At 72.3% G+C, this 12,234-nt stretch carries 10 protein-coding genes and 1 pseudogene; 2 read left to right on the forward strand and 9 right to left on the reverse strand.

Features of this window, described 5'->3' with window-relative positions; genetic code table 11:
- On the forward strand, positions 1-472 hold a 472-nt coding region (locus L2I40_RS10240; protein ID WP_237214807.1), incomplete at its 5' end, for a hypothetical protein.
- On the opposite strand, the gene serA is transcribed toward L2I40_RS10240, so the two are convergent.
- The gene (gene serA, locus L2I40_RS10245; protein WP_237214808.1) at positions 469-2,055 is read right to left on the reverse strand and encodes a phosphoglycerate dehydrogenase; all 1,587 of its coding nucleotides are present in this window, start codon (positions 2,053-2,055) and stop codon (positions 469-471) included. The genes L2I40_RS10240 and serA overlap by 4 nt on opposite strands.
- A gap of 3 nt (positions 2,056-2,058) precedes the next feature.
- Complete coding sequence (locus L2I40_RS10250; protein WP_237214809.1) at positions 2,059-3,237, reverse strand: phosphoserine transaminase; 1,179 nt, start codon at positions 3,235-3,237, stop codon at positions 2,059-2,061.
- Positions 3,238-3,383: 146 nt separating this feature from the next.
- Here L2I40_RS10250 and L2I40_RS10255 point away from each other — a divergent pair, with 146 nt between their 5' ends.
- Positions 3,384-4,355, forward strand: a complete 972-nt coding sequence (locus tag L2I40_RS10255) for a Bug family tripartite tricarboxylate transporter substrate binding protein (RefSeq protein WP_237214810.1) — start codon at positions 3,384-3,386, stop codon at positions 4,353-4,355.
- Positions 4,356-4,497: 142 nt separating this feature from the next.
- On the opposite strand, the gene L2I40_RS10260 is transcribed toward L2I40_RS10255, so the two are convergent.
- From L2I40_RS10260 to L2I40_RS10290, 7 genes and pseudogenes are all read right to left on the reverse strand, one after another.
- A complete protein-coding gene (locus tag L2I40_RS10260; RefSeq protein WP_237214811.1) occupies positions 4,498-5,439 on the reverse strand; it encodes an SLAC1 family transporter in 942 nt (313 codons plus the stop codon).
- Complete coding sequence (locus L2I40_RS10265) at positions 5,436-6,317, reverse strand: PhzF family phenazine biosynthesis protein (protein ID WP_237214812.1); 882 nt, start codon at positions 6,315-6,317, stop codon at positions 5,436-5,438. The genes L2I40_RS10260 and L2I40_RS10265 overlap by 4 nt, the downstream gene beginning before the upstream one ends.
- Complete coding sequence (gene thiD / locus L2I40_RS10270) at positions 6,314-7,141, reverse strand: bifunctional hydroxymethylpyrimidine kinase/phosphomethylpyrimidine kinase (protein WP_237214813.1); 828 nt, start codon at positions 7,139-7,141, stop codon at positions 6,314-6,316. The genes L2I40_RS10265 and thiD overlap by 4 nt, the downstream gene beginning before the upstream one ends.
- A 20-nt stretch (positions 7,142-7,161) precedes the next feature.
- Entirely contained in the window at positions 7,162-8,568 is a 1,407-nt protein-coding gene (gene glmM / locus L2I40_RS10275; protein ID WP_237214814.1) for a phosphoglucosamine mutase, read from the reverse strand.
- A gap of 9 nt (positions 8,569-8,577) precedes the next feature.
- A complete protein-coding gene (gene folP / locus L2I40_RS10280) occupies positions 8,578-9,645 on the reverse strand; it encodes a dihydropteroate synthase (protein ID WP_237214815.1) in 1,068 nt (355 codons plus the stop codon).
- 97 nt (positions 9,646-9,742) lie between these two features.
- The gene (gene ftsH, locus L2I40_RS10285; protein ID WP_237214816.1) at positions 9,743-11,671 is read right to left on the reverse strand and encodes an ATP-dependent zinc metalloprotease FtsH; all 1,929 of its coding nucleotides are present in this window, start codon (positions 11,669-11,671) and stop codon (positions 9,743-9,745) included.
- 151 nt (positions 11,672-11,822) lie between these two features.
- Positions 11,823-12,234, reverse strand: a pseudogene (locus tag L2I40_RS10290) (hypothetical protein); the annotation flags it as partial.

Below are 12,234 nucleotides of genomic sequence, written 5' to 3' on the forward strand. Positions count from 1 at the left end.
TGGCGGCACCGGCGATCCCGTGCGCGGCGCGGCCCTGAGCGCGCCGCGCATGCTCGGCGACACCGCGCAGCTGCGCGGCCGTCCTGCCGAGGCCGCGCGGGCGGCGGTGCAGCTGGAGTTCCTCGCCGAGGAGTTCCGCAGCAACCCGCGCTACATGCACGACGTCTCCGGCGCTGCGCAGCATGCGCTGCGCCAGGGCCGGGCGGAGATGCGCCAGGCGATCGGCATCGCGCCCGACGCACCGCCGGAGGCCGTGATCGCGCAGCTGCGCGAGGCGGCGGCGGCGCTCGATGCCGGCAGCCTCGCCCGTGCCGAGGCCGCGTTGAGCGGGCCGATCTTCCCCGCCGGCTCCGCCGCGACGCTCCAGCGGCTCGCCGCCCTGCCCTTCCTGCCGCGGGTCAGCGAGGCGGCCGGCGCGGCGAATGCCGAGATGAGCCGCCTCGACGGCCGCGGCACGATCAACCGCAGCTAGAAGGCGAGCGGCACCGCGCGCACCACCAGCGGCAGCGCCCGCACGGCGGCGAGCACCTTCTCCGGCACCGGCCCGTCAAGCCCGACGAGGCAGATCGCGTCCCCGCCCGGCCGGTCGCGGCCGAGGTGGAAGGTCGCGATGTTGATGCCGGCCTCCGACAGCGTCGTGCCGAAGCGGCCGATGAAGCCGGGCTTGTCCTGGTTGGTGACGTAGAGCATGTGCGGCGCGAATTCCGCCTCGACTGCGATGCCCTTCACCTCGACGAGGCGCGGCTTGCCATGGCCGACCAGCGTGCCGGCGACGCTGCGCGTCCAGCCCGCGGTCTCCAGCGTGACGCGCACCAGCGTGGCGTAGTCCCCGCTGCGATCAAGGATGGTCTCCGCAACCTCGATCCCGCGTTCCTTCGCCAGCGCCGGGGCGTTGACCATGTTCACCGCACCCATCATGGGCGCGAGCACGCCGGCCAGCGCAGCGGCCGTGAGCGGCTTGCGGTTCAGCTCCGCGGCGTGGCCCTCGTACTCCACGCGGATCGCGCGGATCTCGTCGCCGACCGCCGCGGTCAGCTGGCCCGCAAGGCCGCCCAACAGCCGCACCAGCTCCATGTAGGGCTTGAGACGCGGCGCCTCCTCCGCCGTGACGGAGGGCATGTTGATGGCGTTGGAGACGGCGCCGGTCAGCAGGAAGTCCGACATCTGCTCCGCGACCTGCAGCGCCACGTTCTCCTGCGCCTCGGTCGTGGCGGCGCCGAGATGCGGCGTGCAGACCACGTTCTCGAGGCCGAAGAGCGGGCTGTCCGTCGCGGGCTCCGTCTCGAAGACGTCGAGCGCGGCGCCGGCGAGGTGGCCGGACTTCAGCGCATCGTAGAGCGCCTGCTCGTCCACCAGCCCGCCGCGGGCGCAGTTGATCAACCGCGCCCCCTTCTTCATGGCGAAGATCCGCTCGCGGGAGAGGATGTTCTTCGTCTGCTCGGTATAGGGCGCGTGGATGCTCACGATGTCGGCGCGCGCGATCAGCGCGTCGAGCTCCACCTTCTCGACGCCGATCTCGAGCGCGCGCTTCTCGGACAGGAAGGGATCATAGGCGATCACCTTCATGGAGAGCCCGTTGCCGCGGTCGGCGACGATCGAGCCGATGTTGCCGCAGCCCACCAGGCCGAGCGTCTTGCCGGTCAGCTCGACGCCCATGAAGCGGTTCTTCTCCCACTTGCCCGCCTTGGTGGAGGCGGAGGCCTCGGGGATCTGGCGGGCCAGCGCGAACATCATCGCGATCGCATGCTCGGCGGTGGTGATCGCATTCCCGAAGGGCGTGTTCATCACCACGACGCCGCGCGCGGTGGCGCTGGTGATGTCCACGTTGTCCACGCCGATGCCCGCGCGGCCGACCACCTTTAGCCGCGGCGCCGCCTCGATCAGTTCGCGCGTCACCTTGGTGGCGGAGCGCACGGCGAGCCCGTCGTACTCGCCGATGATCTCGCGGAGTTCCGCGGGCTTGAGGCCGGGCTTGAAGTCGACCTCCACGCCGCGGTCCCGAAAGATCTGGACGGCGGCCGGCGAGAGCTTGTCGGAGATGAGGACCTTCGCCATCGGTCAGGCCGCCTTCTTCGTCGCGTCTGCTTCGACCTGGGCAAAAGCCCAGTCGAGCCAGGGGAGCAGCGCCTCGATGTCGGCGGTCTCGACCGTCGCCCCGCCCCAGATGCGCAGGCCCGGTGGCGCGTCGCGATAGGCGGCGGCGTCGAGCGCCACCCCCTCCTTCTCGAGCAGCGAGGCCAGCTTCTTCGCCGCGGCCGCCTGACCCTCGGCGTCGAGCGCGGTGAACCAGGGTGCGACGATCTTCAGGCAGATCGAGGTGCAGGAGCGCGTCGCCGGGTCCTCGGCCAGGAAAGCCGCCCAGGGCGTGCGCTCAATCCAGCGCGCGACGGCGGCGAGGTTCGCTTCCGACCGCGCGACCAAACCCTTGAGGCCGCCGACGGAGTCCGCCCAGCGCAGCCCGTCCAGCGCGTCCTCGACGCAGAGCATGGAGGGCGTGTTGATCGTCTCGCCCTTGAAGATGCCCTCGTTGAGCTTCCCGTCCTTCGTCATGCGGAAGATTTTTGGCATCGGCCAGGCAGGCTTGTGGGATTCGAGCCGTGCAACGGCGCGCGGCGACAGCGCGAGCATTCCGTGCGCGGCCTCGCCCCCCAGCACCTTCTGCCAGGACCAGGTGACGACATCGAGCTTCGACCAGGGCAGCTCCATCGCGAAGGCGGCGCTCGTGGCATCGCAGATGGCGAGCCCCTCGCGGTCGTCGCGGATGAAGCTCGCATTCGCCAGCCGCACGCCGCTGGTCGTGCCGTTCCAGACGAACACGACGTCGCGGTCCGCGCCGACCTGCGAAAGGTCTGGCAGCCTGCCGTAGCCCGCCGAGATCACCTTCGCATCCGCCAGCTTCAGCTGCTTCGTGACGTCGGTCGCCCAGTCCTTGGAGAAGCTTTCCCAGGCGAGGATGTCCACGCCGCGCGGCCCGAGCAGCGACCACAGCGCCATCTCCACCGCGCCGGTGTCGGAGGCCGGCACGATGCCGAGCCGCCAATCGGCCGGCATGCCGAGGATGGCCTGCGACCGCTCGATCACCTCGGCGAGCTTCGCCTTGGGATCCTTGGCGCGGTGGCTGCGCCCGAGCAACGCGCCCGACAGCGCGTCGAGCGTCCAGCCGGGACGCTTGGCGCAGGGACCGGAGGAGAAACGAGGATTCTGCGGACGGATGTCCGGCTTGGTGGCGATCGCCATGGTCGCTCCCTTCCAGAAGCAGATGCGCCCCGGTGGGGGGGCGTGGCCCGCCGCGAGGATTAGCCACAGGTCGGCCCTGCGTCCAGCGCCCGGGACAGCAAGCGGCTTGCATGGCAGGCTCCACGCATCCGCAACGGAGACCGCCGATGAGCCCCCTGCCCCGCCGCACCATGCTCGCCCTGCCCGCGGCGCTGGCAGCCCCGGCCATCGCGCAGGCACAGGGACGGCCGATCACCATCGTCGTGCCCTTCGGCGCCGGCACCAACGTGGACGCCATCGCCCGCGTCGCCGCCAACGAGCTTGCCCCGCGCATCGGCCAGCCCGTGGTCGTTGAGAACCTGCCCGGCGCGGGCGGCACGATCGCGACGGAGCGCGTGGCGCGCGCCGCGCCGGACGGGGCGACGCTGCTGCTCGGCGTCGATTCCGTGCTGAACGTGGCGCCGCTCGTGACGCCATCGGCCGTGCGCTACGACCCGATCCGCGACTTCACCGCGGTCCACATGCTGGCCACCCTGCCGCTGCTGCTGATCGGCCGCCCCGATCTGCCCGCGACACTGCCCGAGCTGATCGCTCTGAACGCGACGCGCAGCCAGCCCTTCACCTACGCCACCTCCGGCACCGGCACCTCGCTGCATCTCTTCGGCGAGATGCTGGCCGGGCGCACCGGGCTCAAGCTGGAGCATGTGCCCTATCGCATCGCGACCCAGATCTTCCCCGACCTGATGGCCGGCCGCGTGGACCTCGCCGTCAGCACGCTGACCTCCTCCGGCCCGCTGGTCCGCGAGGGCCGCGTGCGCGGCTTCGGCATCTCCTCGCCGGAGCGCCATCCCTTCCTGCCGGAGCAGATCACCTTCGCCGAGCAGGCCGCGACGCGCGGCATGACGAGCGAACTCTACCAGGGCCTCTTCGCGCCGGCGCGCACCGATCCCGCCTTCGTCGCCCGCCTCGCCGCCGCGCTGGCCGAGGCGCTGGCGACGCCGGCTGCGATCGAGCGCATCCGCGCCCTCGGCATGACGCCGAGCGCGATGGGCCCGGACGCCACCAACCGCTTCGTGCGCGACGAGGCCGAGCGCTACGCCGCGCTGGTCCGCGCCGCCGCGAACATCCAGCCGCAATAGACCGTCGGGGACCTCTCCCTCTCCCGTTCACGGGGGGTTCGACGCCAACGGCGTCGGACGCCAGAGTTGCGGCAGAACGCCGCTTACGCCGGTTGGTCGGGGTGGGGGTCAGAGGAGCGGAAAAGCGCCGACCGCCCCGCCCTCAATGCTCCGGCCGGTAGAAGGCCCCCACCCGGAACGCGCCGAGCGTCCGCCACGCCACCCAGCCCGTGAGCGCCGTGCTCCCCAGCAGCGCCGCCCAGCCGAGCCAGGCCGGCGCACCGATCGCCATCAGCATCACGGCGAAGGCGGCGGACGGGAACGTCACGCCCCACCAGGGCAGCCCGAAGGGCACGCGGGCGAATTCGTGCGCGAGGGACAGCAGCACCGCCGCGACCAGCAGCGCCACACCGGCGAAGGCCAGCACCACGCCGTCCACGTGGCCGGTCAGCGCCTCCAGCGCCAGCGCCGCGACGGCGGGCGGCGCCAGCAGGATCGCGAGCGTCGGCCGCAGCGGCAGCGGCAGCGGCGGCCCGGCGAGCAGGCGGTGCAGCAGCAGCGGCAGCATCGCCAGCCAGAGCACCAGGCCGATCCCGAACATCATCCAGGACAACTCGGGAAAACCCATGCGCGGTCCGAAGGCGGGGGCGAGGATGTTCCCGACCAGCGGGATCAGCAGCGGCGGCGCGATCATCGCGCCATCGCCCCTTCCGGCCAGCACGCGGCGCAGCAGCATCATCGCCAGCAGCAGATGCCCGGCGACCGCGACGCTCCATAAGGCGGCCCCGAGCGCGGGGGCATGCGGGAACAGGAAGGCCGCGACGATCATCAGGCCGATCGTCGGCGCCGCCCCGAAGGCCACGCGCACCGGATGGCGAAGCTCCGCCGCCACGGCCTGCGGATGACGCAGCAGCCGCAGGGCCTGGACGAGGACGAGGCCGGCCCACAGCAGCGCCGTGAAGGCCAGCAGCGCCTCCCCGATCCAGCCAGGCGCGCCGAGCGCGCCATGGGCCTGCCGCCAGGCCAGCCCGACGCCACCCGTGCCCATCGGCATGGCAAGCAGCGGCAGCGGCAGATGCTCCAGCGTCGGGCGCGCGGCGCTCACAGGATCGCCTCGCCCTCGAGCACGCGCACGCAGCCGCCGCCGACCGTCGCGCGGATGCCGTCCGGGCCACGCGCAGCCGTCGTGCGCAGCAGGCTCGGCCGCCCCATCTCCACGCCCTGGACGACGTCCCACGCGCCGTCGATGGCGCCCGACAGGTGCAGCAGCAGCGCGGCCAGCGGCGCGGCCGCGCTGCCGGTGGCCGGATCCTCCCCGACGCCGAGCGCCGGGCTGAACATGCGCGCGCGCAGGCGCTCGCCGTCGCGCGCATAGAGATAGATCGCGGCGCGCTGCACCAGCGCCGGGATGGACTGCGCCACGCGCCGGAACTCGGCGGTGTCGGGGGCGGCGCGGGTCAGCGCGGCCGGCGTCACCTCCATCAGCACGAAGGGATTGCCGACGCTCGCCTGCACGGGCCGGTGGTTCTCCGTCACCACCTCCCAGGGCTCGAGCCCGGCACAGCCCGCGAGTTGCACCGGCGTGAACTCCTCGCCGAGCGAGAGCGGCCGCGGCGCGGCGATCACCGCCTCCGTCACCGCACCGGCCGCGTCGCGCGCGATGCGCACCTCGACCAGTCCGGCGATCTCCTCGAAGCGCAGCATGTCGCCGCCGGAGTCCGAGGCCAGCAGGAAGCCGGTGCCGACATTCGGATGGCCGGCGAAGGGCATCTCCACCGTCGTGGTGAAGATGCGCACGCGCGCCGTGTTGGCCGGGTCGTCTGGCGGCAGCACGAAGGTCGTCTCGCTGAGATTGAACTCGGCGGCCAGCGCCTGCATCTCCGAATCACTCAGGCCGCGCGCGTCCGGGAACACGGCGAGCGGATTGCCGCCGAAGCGCCGGTCGGTGAAGACGTCGAGCGTGACGAAGCGATAGCGCCTCATGCGAGGCCGGCGATCCGTGCCGGATCCACCGTGACACCATGGCCGAGCGGACCGTGGCCGGTGCCGAAGCCGGGTGCGGCGAGCATCGCGGCGCGCACATAGGCCCGCGCGCGCACGACAGCGTCGCGCAGCCCCATCCCCTGCGCGAGCCCGCAGGCCAGCGCGGAGGCCAGCGTGCAGCCCGTGCCATGCGTGTGGCGTGTCGCGAGGCGGCTGCTCTCGAAGGCCTCGGTGCCCTCGGGCGTGGCGAGCAGGTCGGTCAGCGTCTCGCCGGTGCCGTGCCCGCCCTTCAGCAGCACTGCCTGCACGCCCATGCGCAGCAGCGCCTCGGCGGCACGATGCATGCCCGCGACATCGGCGATCGCGACGCCCGACAGCGCCTCCGCCTCCGGGATGTTCGGCGTGATGATGCGCGCGACCGGCAGCAGCCGCGCGCGCAGCGTGGCCACCGCCTCCGGCGCCAGCAGCGGATGGCCGCCCTTGGCCACCATGACCGGGTCGGCCACCACCGGCACGCCCGGTGCATGCGCGCCCAGCGCATCGCAGACAGCCTCGATCGTCGCGCTGTCGGCCAGCATGCCGGTCTTGATGCAATCGGCGCCGAGATCCTCGAGCACCACCCGGATCTGCAGGCGGATGAAGTCGGGCGCGACGCCCACCACGCCATGGACGCCGCGGGTATCCTGCGCGGTCAGCGCGGTGATCGCCGTCATCGCGAAGCCGCCGAGCGCGGTGACCGCCTTGATGTCCGCCTGGATGCCCGCGCCGCCGCCGGAATCCGACCCCGCGCAGATCAGCACACGGCCGCGCGGCGCCTCCGCCACGCCTCCGCCGGCTGAAGCCGTCAAGACCCGGCCTTGGCGGAGGCCATCGCCGCCGCGCGCATGCCGATGATCTGCGCCAGCTTGAGGGCGGCGGCGTTCATCTCGCGCTCGTCCTCCGCCTCCGTCATGATGCGGATCAGCGGCTCGGTCCCGCTCGCGCGCACCAGCACGCGGCCTCGGCCAGCGAGGCTGTCCCCCACCGCGACGATGGCCTTCTCGACCTCCGGATCGCCGAGCGGCGACGGGCCGCTGAAGCGGATGTTCACCAGCTTCTGCGGCATCGGCGCGAAGCGGCGGCAGGCCTCGCTCGCGGGCTTCCCCTCCTCGACCAGCAGCGCCAGCACCTGCAGCGCCGCAACCAGGCCGTCGCCGGTGGTCGCGAAGTCCGACAGGATGACGTGGCCCGACTGTTCGCCGCCGATGTTGCAGCCCGTCTCGCGCATCCGCTCACCCACATAGCGATCGCCGACCTTGGTCCGGTGCAGCGCGATGCCGAGCCCCTGGAGATGCCGCTCCAGGCCGAGGTTGGACATCACCGTGGTCACCACGCCGCCGCCGCGCAGCCGCCCGTCGCGCTGCCACGAACCCGCGATCAGCGCGATGATCTGGTCGCCGTCCACGATGTTGCCGCGCTCATCCACCAGCACCAGCCGGTCGGCGTCGCCGTCGAGCGCGATGCCGAGATCGGCGCGACGCTCGCGCACCAGCTCCGCCAGGCGCCCCGGCGCGGTCGCGCCGCAGTCGCGGTTGATGTTGGACCCGTCCGGGTTGACGCCGAGCGGCACCACCTCCGCGCCGAGCTCCCACAGCACCGTCGGCGCGACCTTGTAGGCGGCGCCATTGGCGCAATCGAGCGCGATGCGCATCCCCTCAAGGCTGCGGCCCTTCGGGAAGCAGGCCTTCGCCGCCTCGATGTAGCGACCGGGCGCATCCTCCAGCCGGCTGGCGCGGCCGAGGCGGCCAGGCGCGGCAAGCCCGGTGCCGTTGTCGGGGCCGGTCATCAGCGCCTCGATCGCCGCCTCCTCCTCGTCCGACAGCTTGAGGCCGTCCGGTCCGAACAGCTTGATGCCGTTGTCCTCGAACGGGTTGTGGGAGGCGGAGATCATCACGCCGAGGTCGGCGCGCAGCGAGCGCGTGAGCAGCGAGATCGCCGGCGTCGGCAGCGGGCCAACGATCATCACGTCCATCCCGGCGCCGATGAAGCCGGCGGTCAGCGCCGGCTCGAGCATGTAGCCCGAAAGCCGCGTGTCCTTGCCGATCACCACGCGGTGGCGGTGGTTGCCACGGTTGAAGAAGCGCCCGGCCGCCTGGCCGAGCCGGAGCGCGGTCGCGGCGTCCATCGGCGGCCGGTTGGCGGTGCCGCGGATGCCGTCCGTCCCGAACAGCTTGCGCGCCGGGGTCGCCACGTTGGTCGTCACGTTGTTCATGGCCCCTGCTTATTCCCCCTCTGTTTCCGCGTCCACGTCCGCGACCGCACCGGCCTCGCAGGCCGCCAGCACGGCCAGCGCCTGCACCGTCTCCGCCACGTCGTGCACGCGCAGGATCGCGGCCCCCCGCCGCGCCCCTGCGATCGCCGCACCCAGGCTCCCTGCCATCCGGCGCGGCGCCTCGGCCACGCCTGAGATCTCGCCGACGAAGCGCTTGCGGCTGGCCCCCAGCAGCACCGGGCATCCGAGGCCCAGGAGCAGCGGCAGGCGCTGGATGAGCGCCAGGTTCTCCGGCAGCCGCTTGCCGAAGCCGATCCCCGGGTCGAGCGCGATGCGCGTCCGGACGATCCCCTGCGCCTCCGCCCAGGCCACACGCTCCGCGAGGAACTCCGCCACATCCAGTGCGACGTCGGCGTAGCGGATATCGTCCTGCATGGTGCGCGGGTCGTCGCCCAGCATGTGCATCAGGATCACGCCGCATTCCGCCGCGGCGAGCACGCGCACGGCCTCCGGATCGTGGCGGAGCGCCGAGACGTCGTTGATCACCTCCGCCCCGGCATCGAGTGCGGCGCGCATCGTCGCCGCGTTGCGCGTATCGGCGCTCACGGTCGCTGCCTTGGCGAGTTCGCGGATCACCGGGATCACCCGGCGCTGCTCCTCCTCCGCCGTAACGGGATCAGCCCCCGGGCGCGTGCTCTCGCCGCCGATGTCGAGCAGGTCGGCGCCCGCTTCGAGCATCGCGTGGCCGGCCGCGATCGCCGCGCGCGCGTCCAGGTGACGCCCCCCGTCCGAGAAACTGTCCGGCGTCACGTTGACGATACCCATCACCAGCGGGCGACCGGCCGGAAGGCCGGCGAAGGTTGGCGGCTGCTTCGTCAGCGCGATGACGCGGGGCTGCCAGTCCTCCGGCACGTCGGCCAGCGCCACCGGGGCGTCCGGGGCGCCAGGGCCGATCAGGCGAACGAGGCTGAACGCCGCCGGGCCGCCGGCCAGCGGGAGGGCGAGGTCGGCCGCCATAGCGACCGCCGCGTCGCGCCCCTGCAGCAGCCCGAGCGGCTCCACCCAGATCCCCGCCATTCCCGACACCCGTCACGCAAAGAGAGAGGGCGGGGACGATGCCTCGCCCCCGCCCTTCCATTAAGCCCGAATTCGGCCGGCCGCGTCAGGTCCCTCGTCAGGTCCCCGGCGCCGGCTGCCCGCTCCAGGGGCCGGCGCTCGGCCGCGGGTTCACCGGGCGGCCCGAGGTCGGGACGCTGCCGCGCGCAGGCGCCGGCTCGTCCGGGCGGTTGCGCACCACCGGCTCGCCCTTGATGACCTGCCGGATCTCGTCGCCCGAGAGGGTCTCGTGTTCCAGCAGGCCCTTGGCCAGCAGGTGCAGCTCGTCGATGTTCTCGCTGAGCACCTTCGTCGCGCGCGCATAGGCGTCGTCGATGATCTTGCGGATCTCGGCGTCGATCTGCTGCGCCGTGCTCTCCGAGATGTTCTTCGACTGCGTGACGCTGTGGCCGAGGAAGACCTCCTGGTCGTTCGACCCATAGGCGATCATGCCGAGCTTCTCGCTCATGCCCCATTCGGTCACCATCCGGCGGGCCTGGTCGGTCGCCATCTTGATGTCGCCCGAGGCGCCGTTCGAGACCTTGTCGGCGCCGAAGATCAGCTCCTCCGCGACGCGGCCGCCCATCGCCATCGCGAGCTCGGCCTTCATCTTCGACTTGTGCTTCGAATAGCGGTCGCCCGCCGGGAGCGACATGACGAGGCCGAGGGCGCGGCCGCGCGGGATGATCGTCGCCTTGTGGACCGGGTCGCATTCCGGCTCGTGCATCGCGACCAGCGCGTGGCCCGCCTCGTGATAGGCGGTCATGCGCTTCTCGTCCTCGGACATGACCAGGCTGCGGCGCTCCGCGCCCATCATCACCTTGTCCTTCGCCGCCTCGAGCTCCGCCATGCCGACGGTGCGCCGCCCGGTGCGCGCGGCCAGCAGCGCCGCCTCGTTCACCAGGTTGGCAAGGTCGGCGCCCGAGAAGCCCGGCGTGCCGCGCGCGATGACCTTCGGATCGACATCGGAGGCCAGCGGGACCTTGCGCATGTGAACGCGGAGGATCTTCTCGCGCCCGTTCACGTCCGGGTTCGGCACAACGACCTGACGGTCGAAGCGGCCCGGGCGCAGCAGCGCGGGGTCGAGCACGTCGGGGCGGTTGGTCGCCGCGATGATGATGACGCCCTCGTTGCTCTCGAAGCCGTCCATCTCGACGAGCATCTGGTTCAGCGTCTGCTCGCGCTCGTCATTGCCGCCGCCGAGGCCCGCACCGCGATGGCGGCCGACCGCGTCGATCTCGTCGATGAAGATGATGCAGGGCGCGTTCTTCTTGCCCTGCTCGAACATGTCGCGCACGCGGCTCGCGCCGACGCCCACGAACATCTCGACGAAGTCGGAGCCCGAGATGGTGAAGAAGGGCACGTTCGCCTCGCCCGCGATGGAGCGCGCGAGCAGCGTCTTGCCGGTGCCGGGCGGGCCGACCAGCAGCACGCCCTTCGGGATCTTGCCGCCGAGGCGCTGGAACTTCTGCGGGTCGCGCAGGAATTCCACGATTTCCTCGAGCTCGCCCTTCGCTTCCTCGATCCCCGCCACGTCCTCGAAGGTCACGCGGCCCTGCTTCTCGGTCAGCAGCTTGGCGCGCGACTTGCCGAAGCCCATGGCCCGGCCGCCGCCGCCCTGCATCTGGCGCATGAAGAACACCCAGACGCCGATCAGCAGCAGCATCGGGAACCAGGACAGTAGGTAGTGGAACAGCGGGTTCACGTCGCCGTCCTCGGGCCGCGCCACCACCCGCACGCCCCGCTCGGTCAGGCGCGAGACGAGGGTCGGGTCCTCGGGCGTGAAGGTCTGGAAGCTCCGCCCGTCGGAAAGCTGGCCGACCACCTGGCGCCCGGTGATGGTCACGTCGCGGACGTGCCCGGCGTTGACCTCGTTCAGGAAGTCCGAATAGGCAACCTGCTGCGCCGCCCGGCCCGGGCCGGAGGAGGGCTGGAAGAGGTTGAACAGCGCCACGAGCAGCAGCGCCACGATGACCCAGAGCGCGAGGTTCCGGCCGAAATTGTTCACCAGATGATTCCCATGCCTCGCGGCCCCGCGGGGCCGCGCCTCCACATAGATAGTGCGCACCCGCCTGGCTTCCATCCTGGCGCGTGCGGGACTGAGGCCGGCCCCGGCAGACCGGTCCGCCACGTCGCCAACGTCGGGCGGCGCGACGGGATCATGCGACCGGTCCGGCGATCGGCACGAAGCGGATCACGTGGCGGCTGGCGGTCTCTGCGTCAGGATAGGCCAGGGCGGGGACCACCGCCAGCGTTCCGTTGCGGTGCAACGCGGGAAGCGACGCAACGGCGGCGGCGGGAATCCAGGGCGGCCTCGGGAGCCGCCGCGCGGCGTCGCCGGCCGCACCCAGCGTCGCGCCCTCGAGACCCTCCGACAGCCGGAAGCGTCGATCCCAGACGGCCCCGGCCCCGGCCGGCACCGCGGGCGCGGATCGGGCCGCCTCGCAGACCAGCAGGCCCGCACGTGTGAGTGCCGCGCCACCAAGCGTCCCCTCCCCCCGCGCCAGGAGCGCGGCGGTCGCGGCGAGGGGCGGCGCAAACCTGCCCCCGCCGACGGCGCGCAGCAGCGCC

This window comes from Falsiroseomonas oryziterrae, from assembly GCF_021864505.1.
GTDB classification, from domain to species: domain Bacteria; phylum Pseudomonadota; class Alphaproteobacteria; order Acetobacterales; family Acetobacteraceae; genus Falsiroseomonas; species Falsiroseomonas oryziterrae.

What these genes read in the sequence shown, in the direction of transcription:
- serA (WP_237214808.1), bottom strand. Translation starts at nt 2,055, where the DNA reads ATGGCGAAGGTCCTCATCTCCGACAAGCTCTCGCCGGCCGCCGTCCAG.
- L2I40_RS10250 (WP_237214809.1), bottom strand. Translation starts at nt 3,237, where the DNA reads ATGGCGATCGCCACCAAGCCGGACATCCGTCCGCAGAATCCTCGTTTC.
- L2I40_RS10255 (WP_237214810.1), top strand. Translation starts at nt 3,384, where the DNA reads ATGAGCCCCCTGCCCCGCCGCACCATGCTCGCCCTGCCCGCGGCGCTG.
- L2I40_RS10265 (WP_237214812.1), bottom strand. Translation starts at nt 6,317, where the DNA reads ATGAGGCGCTATCGCTTCGTCACGCTCGACGTCTTCACCGACCGGCGC.
- glmM (WP_237214814.1), bottom strand. Translation starts at nt 8,568, where the DNA reads ATGAACAACGTGACGACCAACGTGGCGACCCCGGCGCGCAAGCTGTTC.
- folP (WP_237214815.1), bottom strand. Translation starts at nt 9,645, where the DNA reads ATGGCGGGGATCTGGGTGGAGCCGCTCGGGCTGCTGCAGGGGCGCGAC.